The organism is Brevibacterium aurantiacum (genome assembly GCF_007558825.1).
In the GTDB taxonomy this organism is placed as follows: domain Bacteria; phylum Actinomycetota; class Actinomycetes; order Actinomycetales; family Brevibacteriaceae; genus Brevibacterium; species Brevibacterium aurantiacum_A.
In genome coordinates this window covers 38708-59624 of sequence record NZ_VLTK01000005.1, presented here as the reverse complement: position 1 = coordinate 59624, position 20917 = coordinate 38708, and the positions used below count along the sequence as shown (strand labels likewise).

18 protein-coding genes are annotated in these 20917 nt (G+C 64.0%); 3 read left to right on the top strand and 15 right to left on the bottom strand.

Annotation, left to right across the window (positions count from 1 at the left end; all coding sequences use genetic code 11):
- From FO013_RS10050 to cysK, 4 genes are all read right to left on the bottom strand, one after another.
- Entirely contained in the window at positions 1-714 is a 714-nt protein-coding gene (locus FO013_RS10050; RefSeq protein WP_260848083.1) for an NAD(P)H-dependent oxidoreductase, read from the bottom strand.
- A complete protein-coding gene (locus tag FO013_RS10045; protein ID WP_143922421.1) occupies positions 711-1889 on the bottom strand; it encodes an LLM class flavin-dependent oxidoreductase in 1179 nt (392 codons plus the stop codon). Before FO013_RS10045 ends, FO013_RS10050 begins: the two co-directional genes overlap by 4 nt.
- Positions 1890-2205: 316 nt before the next feature.
- On the bottom strand, positions 2206-2886 hold the full coding sequence (gene epsC / locus FO013_RS10040; protein ID WP_143922420.1) for a serine O-acetyltransferase EpsC: 681 nt from the start codon (positions 2884-2886) through the stop codon (positions 2206-2208).
- Between the two features lie 125 nt (positions 2887-3011).
- On the bottom strand, positions 3012-3938 hold the full coding sequence (cysK, locus tag FO013_RS10035) for a cysteine synthase A (RefSeq protein WP_143922419.1): 927 nt from the start codon (positions 3936-3938) through the stop codon (positions 3012-3014).
- A gap of 472 nt (positions 3939-4410) precedes the next feature.
- Here cysK and def point away from each other — a divergent pair, with 472 nt between their 5' ends.
- Positions 4411-4983 (top strand): peptide deformylase, encoded by a 573-nt coding sequence (gene def / locus FO013_RS10030; protein WP_143922418.1) that lies wholly within the window; start codon positions 4411-4413, stop codon positions 4981-4983.
- A gap of 94 nt (positions 4984-5077) precedes the next feature.
- Here the strand turns inward: def and FO013_RS10025 are convergent, their stop codons facing one another.
- The 10 genes from FO013_RS10025 to FO013_RS09980 all read right to left on the bottom strand — a co-directional run bounded on the left by FO013_RS10025 (position 5078) and on the right by FO013_RS09980 (position 18161).
- Positions 5078-6148, bottom strand: coding sequence for a hypothetical protein (locus FO013_RS10025; RefSeq protein ID WP_143922417.1), 1071 nt, complete (start codon positions 6146-6148; stop codon positions 5078-5080).
- A 194-nt stretch (positions 6149-6342) separates the two neighbouring features.
- Positions 6343-7824 (bottom strand): Asp-tRNA(Asn)/Glu-tRNA(Gln) amidotransferase subunit GatB, encoded by a 1482-nt coding sequence (gene gatB / locus FO013_RS10020; protein ID WP_143922416.1) that lies wholly within the window; start codon positions 7822-7824, stop codon positions 6343-6345.
- Positions 7821-9323 (bottom strand): Asp-tRNA(Asn)/Glu-tRNA(Gln) amidotransferase subunit GatA, encoded by a 1503-nt coding sequence (gene gatA / locus FO013_RS10015; protein ID WP_143922415.1) that lies wholly within the window; start codon positions 9321-9323, stop codon positions 7821-7823. Before gatA ends, gatB begins: the two co-directional genes overlap by 4 nt.
- Positions 9323-9628 carry an Asp-tRNA(Asn)/Glu-tRNA(Gln) amidotransferase subunit GatC gene (gene gatC / locus FO013_RS10010; protein ID WP_009882665.1) on the bottom strand — a complete coding sequence of 102 codons (306 nt, stop codon included), beginning with the start codon at positions 9626-9628 and terminating at the stop codon, positions 9323-9325. Before gatC ends, gatA begins: the two co-directional genes overlap by 1 nt.
- A gap of 164 nt (positions 9629-9792) precedes the next feature.
- Positions 9793-10311 carry a hypothetical protein gene (locus tag FO013_RS10005; protein ID WP_143922414.1) on the bottom strand — a complete coding sequence of 173 codons (519 nt, stop codon included), beginning with the start codon at positions 10309-10311 and terminating at the stop codon, positions 9793-9795.
- A 73-nt stretch (positions 10312-10384) separates the two neighbouring features.
- Positions 10385-12592 carry an NAD-dependent DNA ligase LigA gene (gene ligA / locus FO013_RS10000; RefSeq protein WP_143922413.1) on the bottom strand — a complete coding sequence of 736 codons (2208 nt, stop codon included), beginning with the start codon at positions 12590-12592 and terminating at the stop codon, positions 10385-10387.
- Positions 12589-13722 (bottom strand): hypothetical protein, encoded by a 1134-nt coding sequence (locus tag FO013_RS09995; protein ID WP_143922412.1) that lies wholly within the window; start codon positions 13720-13722, stop codon positions 12589-12591. The genes ligA and FO013_RS09995 overlap by 4 nt, the downstream gene beginning before the upstream one ends.
- On the bottom strand, positions 13715-15700 hold the full coding sequence (locus FO013_RS09990; protein ID WP_143922411.1) for a S9 family peptidase: 1986 nt from the start codon (positions 15698-15700) through the stop codon (positions 13715-13717). The genes FO013_RS09995 and FO013_RS09990 overlap by 8 nt, the downstream gene beginning before the upstream one ends.
- 59 nt (positions 15701-15759) lie before the next feature.
- Positions 15760-16953, bottom strand: coding sequence for a tRNA 2-thiouridine(34) synthase MnmA (mnmA, locus tag FO013_RS09985; RefSeq protein ID WP_143922410.1), 1194 nt, complete (start codon positions 16951-16953; stop codon positions 15760-15762).
- On the bottom strand, positions 16950-18161 hold the full coding sequence (locus tag FO013_RS09980) for a cysteine desulfurase family protein (RefSeq protein ID WP_143922409.1): 1212 nt from the start codon (positions 18159-18161) through the stop codon (positions 16950-16952). Before FO013_RS09980 ends, mnmA begins: the two co-directional genes overlap by 4 nt.
- A 124-nt stretch (positions 18162-18285) precedes the next feature.
- On the opposite strand from FO013_RS09980, the gene FO013_RS09975 reads away from it, so the two are divergent.
- Together FO013_RS09975 and FO013_RS09970 are read left to right on the top strand one after the other, a co-directional pair.
- Positions 18286-18636, top strand: a complete 351-nt coding sequence (locus FO013_RS09975; protein ID WP_143922408.1) for a hypothetical protein — start codon at positions 18286-18288, stop codon at positions 18634-18636.
- Positions 18627-19121: a hypothetical protein gene (locus FO013_RS09970; RefSeq protein ID WP_395949581.1), complete on the top strand. Its 495-nt coding sequence runs from the start codon at positions 18627-18629 to the stop codon at positions 19119-19121. The genes FO013_RS09975 and FO013_RS09970 overlap by 10 nt, the downstream gene beginning before the upstream one ends.
- A gap of 67 nt (positions 19122-19188) precedes the next feature.
- On the opposite strand, the gene FO013_RS09965 is transcribed toward FO013_RS09970, so the two are convergent.
- Entirely contained in the window at positions 19189-20910 is a 1722-nt protein-coding gene (locus tag FO013_RS09965) for a hypothetical protein (protein ID WP_143922406.1), read from the bottom strand.
- Positions 20911-20917 lie beyond the last annotated feature (7 nt).

Here is a 20917-nt window from a genome sequence, read left to right as displayed (position 1 = left end):
TCATCCCTCGAGAAGCTGAGCGAAAGGGGTGATGAGCTCGGGATTGAACTCATCATCGATGCTCGGATTCCGCCGCGCGCCGCGCCGGCCGAACTCGCCGGTCGTCGTGGACGCAGAGTCGGTGTCGGCACCCTCGTCAGCAGGGCCTGCGCTCGAACCGGCGCCGACACCGTTCAGGCTCGCTGCCAATCCGATCAGCTCCTCGCTGGCCTGTGCGATCCGGGCGTTGAGGCTGCGGCCGCCTTCGATGCTGCCCCAATCATCGGTCGCGGCGAAGACCGTCGTCGGCACGACGATGCCCTTGAGGTAGGACAGCATCGGCCGCAGCACGTTCTCCCCAGCCAGTGAGTGCCGCGGTGTGCCGCCGGTCGAGCCGATGAGCACGGGCTTGTTCGCCAACGCCTTTTCGTCGATGAGCTGCCAGAACAAGGTATGCAGACCCACCGGCGCGACCTTGTACACGGGTGCGACGGTGACGATCACGTCCGCCTCGGCGACCTGTGCGAATGTCGCTTCGAGGTTCTCCGAACGGAACCCGGTCAGGGCCATATCGGTGAGATCCGAGCTCAGGTTCCGTACGTTGACGCGGTCGGCCTCCGCGCTCAGACCCGCAGCTTCTGCCGCCGAGGTGGCCGCCGCGATGATCTTGTTCGACAGTTTCAGTGTGGTCGAGTCCTCGCTCAGCGAGGTCGTGATGCTGAGGATGCGCATCATCGATCAGCTCCTTGGGTGTCGTTCTGCTCTGCGGCCTTGGCCTGGCGGTCGGCATAGGCGCGCGATCCGGGACCGCCGCCGGGGATGGGATCCCGGCCTTCGCGGTGACGGCTGACGAGTGATTCGTGTGTCGGCGCGTCGGGCACATCGGCCGGACGGTCCTTCGCGAATTCCTTCCGCAGGACCGGGACGACTTCCTCACCGAGGATGTCGAGCTGTTCCAGCACCGTCTTCTGCGGCAGGCCCGCGTGGTCGATGAGGAAGAGCTGGCGCTGGTAGTCCCCGGCCCAGTCGCGAAAGCTCAGGGTGCGTTCGATGACCTGCTGGGGCGATCCGACGGTCAACGGGGTCTGCGTTGAGAAATCCTCGAGGCTGGGGCCGTGGCCGTAGACCGGTGCGTTGTCGAAGTAGGGACGGAACTCCTTGACGGCGTCCTGCGAGTTCTTGCGCATGAACACCTGACCGCCGAGTCCGACGATCGCCTGGTGCGCAGCTCCGTGGCCATAGTACTCATAGCGCTGACGGTAGAGCTGGACCATGCGTGCGGTGTGCGACACCGGCCAGAAGATGTTGTTGTGGAAATACCCGTCGCCGTAGTAGGCGGCCTGTTCAGCGATTTCGGGGCTGCGGATCGATCCGTGCCACACGAACGGCGGGACATCGTCCAGTGGTGTCGGGGTGACGGTGAACCCGTTGAGCGGCGTACGGAACTTGCCTTCCCAGTCGATGTTCTTCTCGCGCCAGAGGCGGTAGAGCAGGTTGTAGTTCTCGACCGCCAACGGGATGCCCGAACGGATGTCCTTGCCGAACCAGGGGTAGACGGGTCCGGTGTTGCCGCGCCCCATGACCAGGCTGATGCGCCCCTCAGAGAGGTGCTGAGCATAGGCATAGTCCTCGGCGATGCGCACCGGGTCGGTCGTCGTGATTAGGGTGGTGGCCGTTGACAGATGCAGCCTCTTTGTCTGTGCCGCGATGTTGGCAAGCAGGACCGGCGGGTTCGCGGGTGCGACGAACGGCGGGTTGTGGTGCTGACCGGTGGCGAAGACGTCGAGGCCGACCTCTTCGGCCTTCTTGGCGATCTCGACCGTGTTCTTGATGCGCTGATTCTCAGACACCGTCGTGCCATTGGTGGGATCGGTGGTGACGTCTCCGATGGTGAAGATTCCGAGTTCCATGTCTGCTCCTTCTGCTCGCTGCTCGCGAACTCTCCTTGAACCGAATAACTTCAGTTTTGAAGTAACTAGTTGAAAGTTTAACAGACACCGCCGGATAAGTATTCCCGAGCTTCGTCACACAGCGATCACGCGGCACGCTCGGCCGCTGTCAGACAGCAATCGCCGGGCCCTCCGGGTCGATATCCTTCAGGGATGCCGACGGGGTGGGCCCGGCGATGATTGTGCTGCTGGGTGAGGCAGAAGACCGTGCTGCTGGGTGAAGCGGTTGAGCAAGCCTCTGGCTCAGATCTGATTGGCGCTCAGACGCAGATGGCTCTCAGATCCAGATGGCGGGGTCGATCAGTTCGAAATCGGCGTACGTGGACGGCGCACCATCGGCATCCGAGGTGGCCGCCTCGGCGCCGGTGTGCTTCTTATAGGGCCTGACCTTTGCCGGGATTCCCACTGCACTCGAGTCGGCGGCGACGTCCTTGACGACGACCGCATTCGCGCCGACTGAGGAATTATCGCCAACGACGACAGGTCCGAGAATCTTCGCGCCGGCTCCCACGAGGACGTGATTGCCGATGGTCGGGTGGCGCTTCGTCTGCTCCATCGACGTTCCACCCAGGGTGACCTGGTGGTAGAGCATCACGTCGTCACCGATCTCAGAGGTCTCGCCGATGACGACTCCGTTGGCGTGGTCGATGAAGAAGCGTCGTCCGATCTGGGCACCGGGATGGATCTCGACGCCAGTCAGAGTTCGCACAGCCTGGGACATCAGCCTGGCCGGTACCTTGGTGGTGTCGTTCTGCCACAGTCGGTGCAGCCCGCGGTGCGCCCAGATCGCGTGCATGCCCGGGTAGGAGACCAGCGAGACGAAGTCGTTCCTCGCCGCAGGATCGCGTCTGCGAACGGTATCGAGGTCTTCGCGCAGAGCCGCGCGCACCTCGGGTCGGCTCAGTCCGTAGGCGGCTGCGCCGATCGCCCCAGCCGCCAGAGTCCACAGTGCCTTCATCTCAACAGTCCTTCACGCTCGTCATCGTCAATCCTCAATACGGTGAGGGCGCCAAACATGTGTTTGACGCCCTCACCGGTCAACCTGCATCTGCCTCAGACAGTGCTCGGCCGAAGTCCCTCTGCTCAGTCCATGTACTCGGCGAACAGCGGAGTCGACAGGTAGCGTTCGCCGAAGTCGGGCAGAATGACGACGATTCGCTTGCCTGCGTTCTCAGGGCGTGCACCCAGCTGCTCTGCGGCGATGAGCGCGGCACCTGACGAGATTCCGACGAGCAGTCCCTCTTCCTTCGCGACCTCGCGGGCGCGGGTGAAGGATTCCTCGTTCTCGATGGTGATGACCTCATCGTAGATCTTGGTGTTGAGCACACCGGGGACGAAGTTGGCACCGAGTCCCTGGATCATGTGCGGGCCGGCGTCTCCACCGGAGAGCAGCGGGGAGGCCGCGGGCTCGACGGCGACGATCTTGACGTCCGGGTTGGCCTCACGCAGAGCGGCGCCGGCTCCCGTGATGGTTCCGCCGGTGCCGATGCCCGAGACGAAGATGTCGACCTTGCCATCGGTGTCGGCCAGGATCTCCGGGCCGGTCGTGGCGCGGTGGATGTCGGCATTGGCCTGGTTCTCGAACTGGCGGACGAGGACCGCTCCCTCAGCAGCAAGCTCTTCCGCCTTCTCGACGGCGCCCTTCATGCCCTTGGCCTTCTCAGTGAGCACGAGTTCGGCACCGAAGGCGCGCAGAAGTGCACGACGTTCCTTCGACATCGATTCCGGCATGGTCAGCAGAACTTTGTATCCACGCGAGGTGCCCACCATGGCCAATGCGATGCCGGTGTTGCCGGAGGTCGCTTCAACGATGGTTCCACCCGACTTGAGTTCACCCGAGGCCTCGGCGGCGTCGATCATCGCGACACCGATGCGGTCCTTGACCGAGTTCGCGGGATTGTAGGATTCGAGCTTAGCGACGATCTCTGCGCCGGAACGTTCGCTGGCCTTATTCACGCGAATGAGCGGAGTGCGGCCGACCAGTTCGGAAACATTGTTGAAGATGGTCAAGACATGTCCTTTCAAGCTTGTTTGTTCGCCCGGTGCTGAGGTCTGTGACGAATCAGTCACGCGACCATCAGCGGAAGGCTTCAACTGCTGATCTCGTCTCGTGGACCGAGACGGTTCATGACCATCATAACCACGGCTCATTCAAGGTTGTTCCCCATGCGGTTGCTCAACAATCCATGTTCGCTTCGGGCGAAATATCATGTCATCTCGAGTCACAGTCAATAAAGAAGCCATTTCTGATCGCGACGACGAGCCCTTGATCCGAGAGAACCGCTGAACAATCAGGGCTGCGTATGTCGATTTCGTCTCGCGTTGACACTCCAGCCTCGGTACTTCGAACCACGGTTTCGGCACTGCCGGAGGAGTGCGAATCTGAGACGTCGAGACGATCGTGGATCTGCGACTGTCCTTGCAGAGCGCCGAGCGAAAAGGCAGGCGCATTGCCCTGGGGAAAGCCGATACGATTGTCCTCATGCCTATTCATCCCATCGTCATCTACGGCGAGCCTGTGCTGCACCAACGTGCGGAGAAGATCACCGACTTCGACGACGAGCTCGCCACCCTGATCGCCGATATGCATGAGACCCTCGATGCCAGCAACGGTGTCGGCCTGGCCGCTCCGCAGATCGGCGTGGCTAAGCGCATCTTCGTCTTCAACGCCGAGGATGACGCGGGAGTCCGCAGACGCGGTACTTTCATCAACCCCCTGCTCATCGCCTCGAAGATCCCCGACACCCGGCCGGATCCCGATGAGGAGACCGAGGGATGCCTCTCGGTGCCCAGTCTCGACTTTCCGCTCAAGCGCGCAGATCGTGTCACGGTCAACGGCGTCGATGAGACCGGCAAGTCTGTGTCTCTGACCGCCGAAGGTTGGTTCGCCCGCATCATGCAGCACGAATACGATCATCTGCAGGGCACGCTCTATGTGGACCGACTCGACAAGCGCTGGTCGAAGAAGTGGAAGAAGGAACAGGCTGCCAACGGGTACAACGTTCCCGGGCGTTCATGGACGCCGGGTGTCGATCCCGATCCCTTCGGTCACTGATCCCGACGCCACTGGCCCGGTTCCGCTGACCTCGATGCCGCAGATCTCGAAACAGCCGGCCCGGAAACCGCCGACCCCGACGTCTGCATTCGGATCACTCCAGGCGACGGACCTGCCCCGATGAGGGAGTGGGTTCGAATGCATCGATCGACTCCTGGGCAGCCGCCAGTCGTGTGTCGAAATCGTCGAAGTCGTCTGCGGTCTGGTCGAGCTCGGCAACCAAGCCCGAGATGATCGAGGACTGTGACTCAGCGTCGATCCGCAGTTCCCTGAACTGCCAGTCCGCAGAGTCGTCGGCAGCTGTCCGGGACAGCACGTCGAGGACGCGGTCGCCGAGTTCACGCGAGCGTTCGGAATTGTGAAGCAGCATGAGCTGCTCGTCGAGAGCGATGAGATGCTCATAGTACTCGTGCATCGACAGCACACGATTGGCCATCGAGGTGAAGGCCACGGCGAGTTTCGACAGGTACGTCTCCACCGACTTCGCGGTGCCCGCGTCCCTGATGCTCTCGATCTCCTCACGCAGCCGGACCAGTTCGGCCAGTCGCACTCCGATCGAGGCGACAGCATGGTCGAGGTCGACACGTGAGACGTGGTCGCGCAGGATAGGGTGAGTCCAGGCGCGTGTCCGGACGATCTTTCGCGCGATCGTCACCGCGAGGTGGAACAATCGCTGTTCGTCGGTATCGCGGCCCTCCTTGCGGCCAGGCTGGAACCCCAGCGAAGCGGGCGTGACCCACTGTGCCTGTCCGACCTGCTGACGGTTCTTCCGACTCAGCCGTTTGGGATCACGGAAGTATTTCGGTCCGGTGACTGCGGCGAACACACCGGTGCCCACTGCGGTCGCTCCTCCGAGAGCTCCGAATGTCAGCGCGGCGTCGGCCATTCCGGCCAGCAGCGCCAGACCGCCCGGCGCGGCGAAGCCCGCAGTGACGGCGGCCCCGGTTCCTGTGCCGCCCTTGAACAGCATGCTGGAGCGGAAGAAGTTCCGACGCATTGCCCCGGTGAGCATGATCGCACTCGGTGCTCCGGCGGTGTAGCGGTACCCGCGAGCGTTCCACGCCTTCACGATGCCCTGATTGACGCTTTCGGGCACGAGGATGCGATAGATCGGGATCGACTTCCCGCATTCGCTCTTCCACAACGACTTCCATGACTGGGACACCGCGTTCACCTCCACGTACGGATGGCAGCCTCACGCCTGAACCTCCGGATTCTGGTCCGGCGGAGTCGGCGTGTGGCCCGTGAGAATGCGAACAGCCACACCCTCCGGACTTCTTTGGTATCCGAGTCTAGAGGGTGTGGCTGGATCAATCCTGAGTTCTGTTCAGTCGCCTGCTGAACCCGCCGCCTGCGAAATCAGCCGTTGATCTTGGCCAGGATCATGTCCTTGGCCTTTCCGGCATCGGCCTGACCGCGGGTGGCCTTCATGATCGGTCCCATCAGGGCACCGATGGCCTGCATCTTCCCGCCCTTGATCTTCTCGACCACGTCGGGGTTCGCAGCGATCGCTTCCTCAACGGCTGCCTCGAGCGCACCGGTGTCTTCGACGATCTCGAGACCACGGGCACTCATCACCTCGGCCGGTTCGCCTTCTCCGTCGGCAACGGCCGTGAGGACGTCCTTCGCGAGCTTGTCATTGAGCTTGCCCTCGTTGATCAGTCCGATCAGAGCTGCGATCTGCGTCGGCGTGACGAGCTCGGCGGTGGACTGATCCTTCTGGTTGGCCAGCCTGGCGACCTCACCGGTCCACCATTTGCGCGCTGCTGCAGGCTTCGCGCCGGCATTGACCGTCTCCTCGATGACTTCGAGCAGACCGGCGTTGACGATGTCACGCATCTCCAGATCGGAGAAGCCCCACACGCCTGCGAGCCGGCGGCGCTTCTGCGCAGGCAGTTCAGGCAGAGTCGCCCGCAGCTCCTCGACCCAATCGCGGCTGGGAACGAGTGGCACCAGATCGGGCTCCGGGAAGTAACGGTAGTCATCGGCGTCGGACTTCGGGCGCCCCGACGAGGTCTCCCCCGTACCTTCATGGAAGTGACGGGTCTCCTGCACGATCTTCTCTCCGGCTTCGAGCCGGGTCGCCTGGCGGGCGATCTCGTAGCGGACCGCGCGTTCGATCGAGCGGAAGGAGTTGACGTTCTTCGTCTCTGTGCGGGTGCCCAGTGGAGCATCGGGGCTCTCGCGCAGGGACACGTTGACATCGGCACGGACGTTGCCCTGCTCCATGCGTGCTTCGGAGACGTCGAGGGCACGGAAGATGTCACGCAGCGTGCGCACGTAGGTGGAGGCCACCTCGGCGGCCCGAGCCCCGGTCCCGGTGATCGGGTGGGTCACGATCTCGACCAGGGGCACACCGGCGCGGTTGTAGTCGACCAGGGAATGGTCGGCTCCGTGGATGCGGCCGGTGGCACCGCCGATATGGGTGTTCTTGCCCGCGTCCTCTTCCATATGGGCGCGCTCGACGGGGATCGTGAACATCGTTCCGTCTTCGAGCTCGATCTCGACCTCACCCTCCGCGGCGATGGGCTCATCGGACTGGCTGGTCTGGAAGTCCTTGGGAACGTCCGGGTAGAAGTAGTTCTTCCGGGCGAAGCGGCAGGTCTCTGCGATCTCACAGCCCAGCGCCAGGCCGATCTTGATCGCGTACTCCACACCCTTCTCGTTGACGACGGGAAGGGAGCCGGGCAGTCCCAGCGAGGTGGGGGTGATGTTGGTGTTCGGTCCCCCACCGAAGGTGTTGGGTGCTGCGTCGAACATCTTGGTCGCGGTGCCGAGCTCGACGTGGACCTCGATGCCGATGACCGGATCGTACTTCTTGATCGCGTCTTCGTATTTCACTTGGTGGTCAGTCCTTCCGCGAGAGTATCGAGCACCCGAGTCCCGGAGGCTTCCAAAGCGGCTTCGAGCGGGCCGGCCACCTCGTACAGCTTCACGTCCTCACGTGCTGGGGCGAGGATCTGGAATCCGACGGGCAGTCCGTCGGCCAGTCCTGCAGGCAGTGACAGTCCCGGGATTCCGGCGAGGTTGGCTGGGATGGTCGCGACGTCGCCGAGGTAGAGGGACATCGGGTCGGATGCCGCCTCGGCACCGAACTTCAGTGCGGTCGTCGGTGCCGTCGGCGAGACGAGGACGTCGCAGCTTGCGAAGGCCTTCGCGAAATCGTTCTGCACCAGGGTGCGGATCTTCTGTGCCGACCCGTAGTAGGCGTCATAGTAACCGGCGGAGAGGGCGTAGGTGCCGAGGATGATGCGACGCTTGACCTCATTGCCGAAACCGGCTGCGCGCGTGGCTGCCATGACCGTCTCAGCGGTGACCGGGCCCGACTCGGGGTCGACCCGCAGCCCGTAGCGCATGCCGTCGTAGCGGGCCAGGTTCGATGACACCTCGGAAGGCATGATGAGGTAGTAGGCATCGAGTGCGTAGGAGATCGACGGGCAGTCGACCTCGACGATCTCGGCGCCGGCAGCAGCGGCGACATCGAGGGCAGCGGAGAAGGCATCGCGGACGCCGTCCTGGTAGCCCTCACCGCGCAGCTGCTTGATGACGCCGAGCTTCTTGCCCCTCAGATCCGAAGTCTGTGCCGCGGAGACGAAACCTGCCACCGGGTCCGGCAACGAGGTCGAATCGAGCGGGTCGTGCCCGGCCAGCAGTTCGTGCAGAGCCGCGGCGTCGGCGACATTGCGGCCCATCGGGCCGACCTGATCGAGGCTCGAGGCCATGGCGATGATGCCGAACCGTGAGATGGAACCGTAGGTCGGCTTCACACCGACAGTGCCGGTGAATGCGGCAGGCTGTCGCACCGATCCGCCGGTGTCCGTGCCGACCGACAGCGGAGCCTGGAAGCCGGCGAGGGCTGCTGCAGCGCCGCCGGAGGAACCACCGGGAACGTGCTCGAGGTTCCACGGGTTGCGGGTGGTGCCGAAGGCCGAGTGCTCGGTCGTCGATCCCATCGCGAACTCGTCGAGGTTGGTCTTACCCAGGACCGGGAGTCCGGCGGCCTTGACCTTGTTGTGCACGGTGGATTCGTAGGGTGGAATCCAGTTCTCGAGCATCTTCGAGCCCGCTGTCGTGCGCACGCCTTCGGTGACGACGAGGTCCTTGAGCGCCACGGGCACTCCGGCCAGGGCGTGGACGTCTCCACCAGCGCTGCGTTCGGCATCGACTGCTTTGGCCGTCTCCAGCGCGAGATCGTCGGTGACGGTGATGAATGAGCCGAAGTCGGCTTCGGTGGCGTGGATGCGATCCAGGTGAGCCTGGGTCACCTCGACGGAGGAGAACTCGCCGGCTTTCAATCCTGCGGCGAGTTCAAGGGCGCTCCTATTGATCAGTTCGCTCATCATTCCTCCCCAAGGATCTGTGGGACGAGGAATTTGTCATCGGCGGATGCCGGGGCCGAGGCCAGAGCCTGCTCGCTGGTCAGGGTCTCACCCACGACATCGGGGCGCAGCACATTCGACAGTGCGATCGGATGGCTGGTCGCTGGTACGTCATCGCCGGCCACTTCGTTGACCCTGGCGACATTGCTCAAAATGGTGCTCAGGTCACCGGCGAGCGATTTCAGCTCGTCTTCGCCCATGGCGATCCGAGACAGCGAGGCCAAATGCTCAACTTGCTCGGGGGTGATTGCGGAGGACTCCGTCATTCCCTGCCTTTCATCGTCTCTGTTTACTCGTCAGCAAGTCTAGTCTCTTTGCCGGACCGGTTCAGATTCGATCGCTGTGAGGTTCGCCGAGCTTCACTGCGCAGCTTCGTCGAGGTGCACGAGTGTCGCCAGGCAGGGTTCCGGCTTCAGGCAGAGTTCCGGTTTCAGGCCCCGACGCGCTCTGGCCAGGTGCGTTCGCCCTTGATGTAGCTCGAGAGCTCACTGAGCACCCTGTCTGCGTCTTCCTGGGTGTACTCACCGGCGTCAACACCGGTCTGCAGATCGTTCGCAAGATCTGAGACACGAGATTGGGCGTCGGCAGCGGTGTGTGCGACCAAGCCCGCCGAATCCCCGGCCCGCACGGCGAAGTCACTGGCCAGCGATCCCGTGCCGGCTGCTTCGCTGGGACCTCCGTGCAGACGGTACGAATCGTTCGGCTGCTCACCGTCGGACTCTGTGCCGTGAGAGGTACCGGTGTCGGCACCGTCGCGGTCGTCGCCACGAGACTTCACCGGCACCAGAAGCTCCGCGGTCGAGTCGGAGAGCGCAGGGGCCGCGCGTTTGACCGGCGGCTGTCCCGGGTTGAGGACGAAGTCGGCGATGCCAGCTGTCACCGGCGAAGTGGTGAGTACAGCTGCGAGGATCACCGCAGTACCAGCGACCAACCGGGGGATTGATTTCATGCTTTCACTCTTTCAGACTGAGCTGTTCCCCCACTTGAATATGCCTGTGACGATCCTGAGATTCGATGGCCGATCAGTCCACACTGCCGGTCTCCAGGAGCGTGCGGAATGTGTCCTCGTCGAGGACCCTGACTCCCAGTGATTCGGCTTTGTCCAGCTTCGACCCTGCGTTCTCACCCGCCACCACATAGTCGGTCTTCTTCGACACCGAGCTGACCGCCTTGCCACCGGCGGAGAGGATCGCCTCCTTGATACCGTCACGCGTGAATGTGCTCAGAGAGCCGGTGGCCACGATCGTGAGACCTTCCAAGGTCTGCGCGCCTGCTTCCTGTGCCTCGTCCTCCATCCGGACTCCGGCGGCGGCCCAAGCTTCGACGATCTCGATGTGCCAGTCAACGGCGAACCAATCGCGGATGCTCGCCGCGATCGTCGATCCGATGCCGTCGACGGCTGAGAGCTCTTCGAGCTCAGCGGCCCGGATCGCTTCGAGTGTCCGGAAGTGTGCGGCCAGGGTGCGTGCTGCGGTCGGACCGACGTGCCTGATCGAGAGTGCGACGAGGACTCGCCACAGGTCCTGATCTTTGGCTTTGGCGAGTTCCTCGAAGAGCTTTGTCGTATTGGCGCTCGGGGCACTCGGCTTCTTCGCGGCAGCTCGCGTGTAGAAGTAGGGCACGAGTTCACGCTCCCCTGTCTCCACCCCTTTGACCTTCTTGTTCCGCCAGATCTTCACATCGGCCAAGTCGTCGGCAGTGAGGTCGAAGAGGAATGCCTCAGACGTCAGTGGAGGCTGCTCAGGCTCGGCCGGAGCGGTCAGGGCCAGCGCCGCCTCTTCGCCCAGGGCTTCGATGTCGAAGGCGGCGCGGGATGCCAGGTAGAAGATGCGGTTGGCAAGCTGTGCGGGGCATGACCGGGAGTTCGGGCAGCGTTTGTCCTTGTCTCCTGCTTTCTGCTCCCCCAGCTCGGTTCCGCAGGAGGGACAGTGGGTGGGCATGACGAACTCGTATTCGCTGCCGTCGCGCTGAGCGACCACCGGGCCGAGGACTTCTGGGATGACATCACCGGCCTTGCGCAGGGTGACCGTGTCACCGATGAGCACTCCCTTGCGGGTGACCTCGTAGCCGTTGTGCAGGGTCGCTCGCTCCACCGTGGATCCGGCGACGGTGACCGGCTCCATCACAGCAAACGGGGTGACTCGACCGGTCCGGCCCACCTGGACCTGAATGTCGAGCAGCTTCGTCGTAACCTCTTCGGGTGGGTATTTGAAGGCCGTCGCCCACCTCGGCGCGCGTGAGGTGTAGCCCAGGGTCTCCTGGACGGCGATGTCGTCGATCTTGATGACGATGCCGTCGATCTCGTGGGTGACATCGTGGCGGTGCTCACCGTAGTAGGTGATGAATTCCTCGATCTCATCGACCGTCTCAAGAACCTTGAAGTATTCGCTGATGGGCAGGCCCCATGACCGGAACTGCTCGTAGACCTCGGACTGGTGAGCAGGTTCAGGATGCGAATCATCGGCCGGGGTCCATACGGCGATGCCGTGGACGAGCATGTGCAGGGGTCGCACAGCGGTGACGGCTGGGTCCTTCTGGCGCAGGGATCCCGCGGCGGAGTTGCGGGGGTTCGCAAACGGGGCCTTGCCCTCCTCGACGAGGGCGGCATTGAGTTCGGTGAACTTCTCCAGCGGGAAGAACACCTCGCCGCGGATCTCGACCTCGGCGGGTGGGTAGTCGGTGTCGAGATGATCGGGGATATCGGAGATGGTGCGGACATTGGCGGTGATGTCCTCTCCGATGCGGCCGTCGCCGCGGGTGGCGGCGCGAACGAGTTCGCCGTTGCGGTAGAGGAGGTTGACGGCGAGTCCGTCGATCTTGAGTTCGCAGAGGAACTTCGACCTCGCCGAGGTGGCCGCGCGGACTCGGTCATACCATCCCCTCAGCTCCTCGAAGTCGAATACATTGTCGAGGCTGTACATCCGACCGATGTGCTCGACCGGATCGAAGGTCGAGGTGTCGACGCTGCCGCCGACGGTCTGCGTCGGTGACGAGTCTGTGACGAGTTCGGGGAACTTCTCCTCGAGGTCTTCGAGACTGTGGACGAGTTCGTCGTATTCGGCATCGGAGACGAGCGGCGAATCATCCGTGTAGTAGGCGGCGCGCTGAGCTTCGATCTTCTCGACGAGATCAGCATGCGCCTGAGCACGGGCGGTGGCATCCGACAGATCTGAGTTCGCAGTGGCCCCTGCACTCGCGGAGCGGTCGGACTCGTCGGGCGTTGCGGTCATTCGATCTCCTCAAAGGCGCGCCGCAGGCCTGCGGCGATCATCATCGTTCCCGTGCTGATGTTCTTCGCACCGTCCCCTTCGACCGAGGTCAGCAGGGGCGGATAGGTCATCGGAAGCTCTTCGCCTGCGAGGACTCCGAAATCGCGCAGACTCTTCGCACTCATGCCGATGCGGTTCCACGGCGTCTTGATCCGGTTCAGCCAATGCTTGACCTCCTGCGGTCTCGAACCTGCGGCAGGCGGCAGGCCCATCCAGGTCCCGATCCCGGTTTCGGAGACGATGGCCAGCTGTTCCCAACCCTGTGCCTTCAGGCTAGCCAACGGCACTGACACGGCGGTGGCACCGGAGTTGCGGACCACCTCGGCGGCGGTGATCTCCTTACCTTGCAGCTGCAGAGGGTCGAAGTCGGGGAGGCTGAGCAGAACCGGAGGCAGGTGGCGCAGCGTCGACTGCAGGGCAGCGTAGACCTGGGTCTCGTTGACCGCGGGCAGGGTGGCCCAGCCGGAGACCGTTGGCCATGTGCCCGTGAGCACCGGATGCAGGCGGGTCTCGACGAGGCGGATCACGGGCTGCATGCCGAGTGTCGAGAGTTTGTCGGCGAAGGCGGCAAGACCGAAGGCATAGGCCTGGATGACATCGCGGCGAGCGCCGAGGTCGCCGAGCACAGGGGCCCCGGATGTCAGGCTCAGCGCGGTGACCAGGGTCCAGGGCCCCGGCAGGGAGATCTGGACCCCACCGGTGTAGCCGTCCCCGTATTCGGCGATGGCGTCGAAGGCCTCACTCAGTGCCGAGGACTCGAGTCGTTCGTCTCTCCCCGCTGCGCTCGTCAGTCGCCAGCCGAAGGAGGCCCGGTCGACGTGGAGGTCGGTCAGCAGCCCGACTGCACGGCCGATCGCGTCGGCGCCCCACCGGTCCTCGGCTCGGTGGGCGCTCAGCGGCACCGGTGGCAGCTGCTCACCGAGGTGGGTGAAGGCCGCCGCGGCCGCCTCACGAACAGGGCTGTTCGCGATGTATCCAGAAGCACCGGACATGGAGCCGGGCCCGGTCTCGGCTCTGGGGCCGGGGATCCAGACTCCGGTGGTCGTGCCTGCCGGGCCGAGGGCGGTTGGAGCCTCGACTTGTTCAGCCATGGTTGCGGCTGCGTGGGATTCCGAAGACGTCGGCATAGAACCCGAACTCGCTTTCCAGGGAATCGATGATGGTTTCGGCGCGGACGAATCCGTGGGATTCGCCCTTGTACAGACGGTAAATGTACTCCACTCCGGTCAGTTCCAACATATCGACGAACTCTTGGGCCTGACTGGGCGGTACGATCGGGTCCCGATCGCCTTGCATGATGGCCACCGGAACGTTGATCTGACTCGTCCGTCGAATCGGTGAGCGAGTGATGTAGGCGTCCTGTGCCTCCGGCCATGGGCCGACCAGCCCGTCGATGTAATGCCTCTCGAAGTCGTGGGTGTCGACGACGAAGCGCATCAGATCGGTGACCCCGAAATAGGAGGTGCCGCAGGCGAATGCCTCTGATGAGGCCAGCGCCGACAGCACGGTCCATCCACCGGACGAGGCCCCGGAGATCGCGATGCGGTGAGGGTCGGCCAGCCCCTCGGCCACAAGAGCTTCGAGGGCGGCGAGGGTGTCGGAGACGTCGACGAGCCCCCACTGTCCGCGTAGGCGGTTGCGCCATTTGCGCCCGTATCCGGTCGAGCCGCCGTAGTTGACCTCCATCACGCCGATTCCTCGGGAGGTGAAGTAACTGGACCGGGCCGACATGTCAGGGGTCGCCTGACCAGTCGGTCCGCCGTGGATGGAGATCACATAGGGCGGAAGTTCACGGTCGAGGGCGGTGAAGCGCGGGTTGTGCGGTGGGTGGATGACGACGGGGACGCCGCCGAGCTCCCGGGTGCGGGGGCGTGAATAGTAGTCCTGATGAGCATCGAGGCGTTCCTGGGCGATCTCAATGAAGGTTCCGCTGGCCCGGTCCACGGCATACAGGGCTCCGGTCGAGTCCGCGGACTTCCCGGTCAGGAGAACATGGCTGCGACTCAGGTCATGGAGTTCGAGGCTGCCGAACCGCTCCCCCTGCGGTCTGATCTCCTCGGCCTCACCGTCGTGCCTGGCCCTGATCAGGGAGGCGGTCGCGGACTGGGAGTGGGCCCAGATCTCCTCGTCGTCACTCAGATGCCAGTTGGTGCCCAGCTGCCACAGCGGGCCGCCGATCTCGCCGCCGGTGTCGAGGGCCGGTCTCAGCGCGGAGATGTCGAGGTCCGCACCGACGCCGCCCTCCTGCTCGGAGTCCTTCACAGCCACACGTCTGTCGCGAACAAGGCAGTCGATCGGTTCGAAGTCCAATGAGTACAGAGCCCAGTGACCGTTGTGGTCGGAGCTGACGATGAGCGAGGAGTCCGAGGTGAAACCGGGCTGCAGGAGCGAAACGTCATGTCCGTGCATGACCGCGGCGACGGGAGTGTCCTGGGTGCGAACGTCGATGAGCCACAGGCTCGTCGAGTCCCAGGGCATGTTGGGGTGCTCCCAACCGATGAACGCCAGTGTGGAGCCGTCCGGGGACAGCCGGGGCCAGGCCATGAAGTGGGAATGGCGCGAGAGCACATTCGTCGTTCCGTGCCTGGTGATGAGGACGATGGCTCGTTCCCTGCGCGTGGACCGGCAGTCCTCACGCACGCAGAGCAGACCCCAACTTGTCATCGCCAGGTCCCCGTACCGGATGCGGCCCGAGGTGTCCGGGGTCAGCGCATGTGGGGCTCTGCCCGGAATGATCTGCCAGATCCGCTGGTCGGAGGCATTGACGAAGTAGATGACCTCGCTGCTCGGGTCCAGGGCCCAGGCGGCTCCCCCGTATTCGTGCACGGAGGACCTGATGTTGAACTCCGCGGGCAGCACCTGCTCCTTCAGTCCCGGATGCGACGATGAGGTCCGGATCAGGCCGGTGCGGGAATTCTCCGCTGGAACCTTCGTGGAGAAGTAGATGTGCTCACCGCGAAATGCGGCATCGAAGATCGGTGCGGAGCCGGCAGCCACCTCCGCAGCGCTCAGCGGAGATGACCAGGTTCCGAAAGGTGCCGTGACGACATCTTGGGGAAATTCCTTCATACCCCCAGGTTAACGCAGGGGCGAAGAGCACAGCCCGGACGCCGAGGCTGACCTTGTCCTCAGACGCCGAGGCGGTCCTTGGCTGTCACATCGATGGTGGCCTGGCCCAGAACCCGGGTTCCGCGGTAGATGACCATGGTCTGCCCGGGTGCGACGCCGGAGAGTTCCTCGTCGACGTCGATGTGCATGAGCTGTCCAGCAGGTCGTGCGGCCGGCACGTCGACCTCGTCGACGATCGGGTTCACTTCATGCTCGGGTGCCTCGGAGATGTAGTCACCCAGCCAGGCCCGAGCCGGAACCGGGTCGCTGTGGGCCCGGATCTGGACCTCACAGTCGATGGCGGTCGCCGGTTCGCTGCCGATGTCTGCCGGTGCCGGTCCGGCCCATGTGGTCCGGATCCCGGTCAGGTGGGAGACCCCGAGATCGCTGCGGGAGCCCACCGTGACAGTGTTCGAGGCCGGGTCGAGTCCGGTGACGAAGCGAGGCTGGCCGTCGGGCGCGGGTTTCTGGATGCCCAGGCCCTTGCGCTGGCCGATGGTGTAGGTCATCGCACCATCGTGTTCGCCCAGGGTCTCACCCTCGGCGTCCTTGATGAGGCCAGGGCGCATGGGGATCTTGTCCGCCAGCCACGCCTTCGTGTCGCCATCGGGGATGAAGCAGATGTCGTAGGAATCAGGCTTGTTGGCCACGGAGAATCCGCGCTCGGCAGCCTCGGCGCGGACTTCTGCCTTCGACGCGGTCGCGCCGATCGGGAAGTAGCAGTGCTCGAGCTGATCGCCGGAGAGCACACCGAGGACGTAGGACTGGTCCTTCGCGAGATCCTCGCCGCGGTGGAGTTCCGGTCGCCCGTCCTCGTCGCGCAGCACCTCGGCGTAATGGCCCGTGGCGATGGCGTCGAAGCCCAGTGCCAGGGCACGGTCGAGGAGGGCCGCGAACTTGATGCGCTCATTGCAGCGCATGCACGGATTGGGTGTGCGTCCGGCCGCATACTCGGCGATGAAGTCATCGACGATGTCCTCTTTGAACCGTTCGGAGAAGTCCCACACGTAGAACGGGATGTCGAGCATCCCGGCCACGCGGTGGGCGTCCCTGGAGTCTTCGATGGTGCAGCAGCCGCGTGAACCTGTGCGCAGTGTTCCGGGCATGCGGGACAGGGCGAGGTGGACGCCGACGACTTCGTGGCCGGCGTCGACGGCACGTGCCGCGGCGACTGACGAGTCGACTCCGCCGGACATGGCGACGAGAATTTTCATGATGCTCCTTGCATCCAGCGCGGAGTGGCCGAGACCATTCCGGCCTGGTGTGCTTGTTCGACGACCTCGGGCAGAACCTCGAGAAGACGATCGACCTCTTCTTCGGTCGAGTCGTGGCCGAGGCTGAATCGTTGGGCTGATCTGGCGACGTCTTCCTCCATACCGCAGGCCAGCAGCACATGGGAGGGACGTGAGACCCCAGCCGAGCAGGCTGAAGCCGTCGAGGTCGCCAATCCTCTCGCGTCGAGGCCGAAGAGCAGGGAGTCGCCCTCACATCCGGAGAACGTGAAGTGCGCGTTCGCGGGAAGCCTTCCCCCACCTCGGCGACCAGACAATGTGGCATTGTCAATCGTGTCCTCAATGCCGGCGATGAGCCGGTCGCGCAGGAATGAGAAGCGCGCGGCTCGTGTCTCGATGTCGGCGGTGGCGAGTTCGACGGCCTTGGCGAAGGCCACGGCACCGGCGACGTCAAGTGTGCCCGAGCGGACCCCGCGTTCCTGTCCCCCACCGTGGAGGATCGGTGCTGGGGCGGCACCGCGATCAAGCAGCAGTGCACCGATGCCCACGGGTCCGCCGATCTTATGAGCGGTGATCGACATTGCGGTGGCACCGAGGTGGGCGAAGTTCAGCGGAATCTGGCCCAAAGCCTGCACGGCATCGATGTGGAAGGGAACACCGAGGTCATTGGCGACTGCACCGATTTCGGCGATCGGCTGAAGGGTGCCGATTTCATTGTTTGCGGCCATGATGGAGATGAGTGCCGTGCTCTCTGGGGCGCGGCGCAGTTCGGCCAGAGCCGCGTCGAGGTCGAGGTGTCCTTCTTCGTCGACGTCGAGGTAGACGATCTCGGCACCCTGACTGGCCAGCCATTCCACGGAGTCGAGGATCGCATGATGTTCGATCGTCGTGGTGAGCACGCGCGGGCGAACCGGTGCATCGAAGGTGGAGTTGTTACGCGAGAGGTAGAGGCCCTTGAGTGCGAAGTTATCGGCTTCAGTGCCGCCTGAGGTGAAGATGACCTCGGATGATGTTGCGGCGCCGACACCTCGGGCGATGTCCTCGCGGGCAGTCTCGATGCGCATCCGTGCGGCCTGACCTACGGCATGCAGGGCCGAGGGATTGGCCCGTCGGCTCAGCTCAGCGGTGTAGACGTCGAGCACCTCTGCCGGCATCGGCGAGGTGGCTGCGTGGTCAAGGTAAATCGGCACTCTGCCTATTTTAGGCCGTGAAGGGCACTTCGGCCAGGATCAGTGCCGCATCTCACCCGATACCGGGCCACCACCGGGCACCTGAAGTTCCGGGGCCACGTTCACGCCGACTAAACTGGGCCGGGTGTTCACCGTTTTCACCATCGTGCTCTATGCCGTATCCGCCGTCCTGGCCATCTGGTCGATCATCGAGACCATTCGCAACCGCCCCGCCGGCAAACTGCTGCTCGGCGCGACCGCTGTGCTTCTGCTGCTGCTCATCGTGCAGCTGGTGCTCTCGATCGCCACATTCGGGTCGACCCAGGGCATCGATCCGCTCCTGTACTTCGGCTACGTCATCACCGCGATCCTCGTCATGGCACTAGCCGGCTTCTGGGCGTTCGCGGAACTGAGCCGCTGGGGGCCGGGAGTCCTCGCAGCAGCAGGACTGACGGTGATCGTCATGATCGAGAGATTGGACCAGATTTGGCAGTGAAGAAGCGAAACGACGATGCCGGTGCGCGCTCAGCGGCCGCCTCGGCGAAGCAGGAACGGGCCGCGAAGCGCAACCGCTCACCGTTCTCGGCGATGCACACCGGACCGGGCCGGGCTCTGACGGCCGTCTACGGGGTCTTCGCGCTCTCGGCGACCGCACGCGCCGGCTACCAGGTCATCCGTGAGTTCGACGTGGCCCCGGTCGCGTACTCGCTGTCCGTGATCGCCGCCGTCATCTACATCGTGGCCACGATCTGCCTGGTCATCGGCAACCGCGCCTCACACCGGATCGCGATCGGCGCCTGCCTCGTCGAGTTCGCAGGCGTCATCATCGTCGGCATCCTCAGCTTCACCCATCCGGAGGACTTCGCCAAGCCCTCCGTGTGGTCATCCTTCGGCAGCGGCTACGGGTTCATCCCGCTCATCCTGCCCCTCGTCGGATTGTGGTGGCTCTACCTCGTGGGGCGCAGAACCCGCACCAGCTGAGAAGTCAGGCCCCACCTCGGTGGGGCCTGACCAAGTTCTGTCACTCGATGCGTGAAGAGGCCTGCGGTCACTCGATGCGTGAGGACAGCACATTCCAGTCGGTGGCCACGGCGCTCAGCTCATCGCCGGTCTTCATCAGCACATATGGGTGGGCGGTGTCGACCTTGACGGTGTTTCCATCCTTGTCGTTGGTCTTCACCGCTTCGATGGTGTCGCCAAGGTCGACCGAATAGTCGTCAGGGACCTCGATCGTCAGGGTGCAGCGGACCTCGCCCATTCCGATGGCACCGTGCTCGGTACTCAGGGTCATCGAGGTGAAGTCGAGCTTCTCATAGGGCTTGCAGGAGATATCGACCTTGTCGAATCCCGAGTCCTTGCCCCGCAGGTCACCCAGGTAGCCCCTGAAGTCCTTGAACCCGCCTTCTTTGAGCCCATCGGCATCCGCGGCGTCGGCCTTGCCGTCGACGAGGAATTTCGAGACCTGGTCCGCGGTCGTCGTCATCTCCTTGTCGAATTCCTCTGGGCCGGGCTTGACGGCCCCGTTCCCGTCGGCCATCAGCGTCGGCATCTGATCGCTCGGGATGTAGGAGGCAGTGCGCACGATCGGCTCGGTCGAGGCGGATTCTCGGGTGGCCAACTGGACCTGTGTGAGCTTCGCATCCCCTTTTGTGGTGCCGAATGCGTAGAACCACATCGGGTACTCGGTGAAGCTCGGGCTGCCGGCGACGACCTCGCTGAAGTTCGGTGCCCGCAGCTTCTGCTTCGCCTTCTTCGCGATCTGCATCTGCGCGCGGGTCCGATCGATCAGGGGCTCGCCCTGAATCTTTTCGAGGTCGTTGCCTCCATCGTTGAGGATCTCATCGAGTGATTCGGTGTAGGCGGTCATGAATTCCCCGGCCTCACCCGGGCGCATCGCCGACCGCTCATAGGGCGTGATGTCTGGGCTGTGCGGCTGTGCCACCGGCAGCGCGGTGCATCCGCTCAATGCCAGTCCGGTAGTCAGCGACGCGGCTGTGACGATGCGCAGCGACCGCCCGCCCCGTGAGTTCGGCCGCCGAGGTGGCTGCGTCGTCGCCCCGCCAGGGTTCTTCACGAGGCGAGAGCTCCGCACCCTGCCGGTATTCGTCATGGGCGCGTGGGGGTCAGTCCCAGCGCCGGGGCCTGGACCTGCACCGGGGCCTGGACCGCGACCAGTCTTTCGGGCGACCGACCTCTTCTTCTCGGGCCGGATGCGTCCGTTGAACCAGCGCAGGAAGAAGTAGGCGCCGAATCCGGCCAAGATGATGCCCAGGGCGATTCCGACCAGGCTCAAAGCCAAGACTCCCTCCACTCGCATCTTCAGCGAGACCGTGGTTCCATCAAGATTTTCGCCCTCGTCCGCGGCGGCGATGACCAGGACCTGCGGGTCAGCGTCGAGGTCGAAGGTCTTCGCCACCTTCTCTCCCGTGTCCTTGCTGATCCACCAGTCCCTATCGGTGAGCGTCGCTTCGGGAGCGTCGTCACCGGGGATGAACCGGTGCTCGACGGTGTTGGGGAACTCGACGGTGCTGATCTGCTCCTGCGCCACCCCGTCGAGGATGCTGTCGGTGTCGACGCCGTTCGCCGTGCCGACGAACAGCTTCTTGCCGTCGGCGTTCGCGGCCTCAACGGTCACGTTGGTGCCCGAATAGGGAACGATCGCCTCGTCGAGGACGACAGCGTGGGCGCCGTCCTTGACCGTGAAGTCCTTGGTCTCCGTGACCTCGTCTGTGCCGACGACGGACAGCGCGGAGATGACCAGTACTGCCACGATCACC

Bases quoted from the DNA above. Each gene is read 5' to 3' on its own strand.
- gatC (WP_009882665.1), bottom strand. From the start codon at position 9,628: ATGACGGAGTCCTCCGCAATCACCCCCGAGCAAGTTGAGCATTTGGCC.
- FO013_RS09995 (WP_143922412.1), bottom strand. From the start codon at position 13,722: ATGGCTGAACAAGTCGAGGCTCCAACCGCCCTCGGCCCGGCAGGCACG.
- def (WP_143922418.1), top strand. From the start codon at position 4,411: ATGCCTATTCATCCCATCGTCATCTACGGCGAGCCTGTGCTGCACCAA.
- FO013_RS10050 (WP_260848083.1), bottom strand. From the start codon at position 714: ATGATGCGCATCCTCAGCATCACGACCTCGCTGAGCGAGGACTCGACC.
- FO013_RS09990 (WP_143922411.1), bottom strand. From the start codon at position 15,700: ATGAAGGAATTTCCCCAAGATGTCGTCACGGCACCTTTCGGAACCTGG.
- epsC (WP_143922420.1), bottom strand. From the start codon at position 2,886: ATGAAGGCACTGTGGACTCTGGCGGCTGGGGCGATCGGCGCAGCCGCC.
- FO013_RS10045 (WP_143922421.1), bottom strand. From the start codon at position 1,889: ATGGAACTCGGAATCTTCACCATCGGAGACGTCACCACCGATCCCACC.
- ligA (WP_143922413.1), bottom strand. From the start codon at position 12,592: ATGACCGCAACGCCCGACGAGTCCGACCGCTCCGCGAGTGCAGGGGCC.
- FO013_RS10005 (WP_143922414.1), bottom strand. From the start codon at position 10,311: ATGAAATCAATCCCCCGGTTGGTCGCTGGTACTGCGGTGATCCTCGCA.
- gatA (WP_143922415.1), bottom strand. From the start codon at position 9,323: ATGAGCGAACTGATCAATAGGAGCGCCCTTGAACTCGCCGCAGGATTG.
- mnmA (WP_143922410.1), bottom strand. From the start codon at position 16,953: ATGAAAATTCTCGTCGCCATGTCCGGCGGAGTCGACTCGTCAGTCGCC.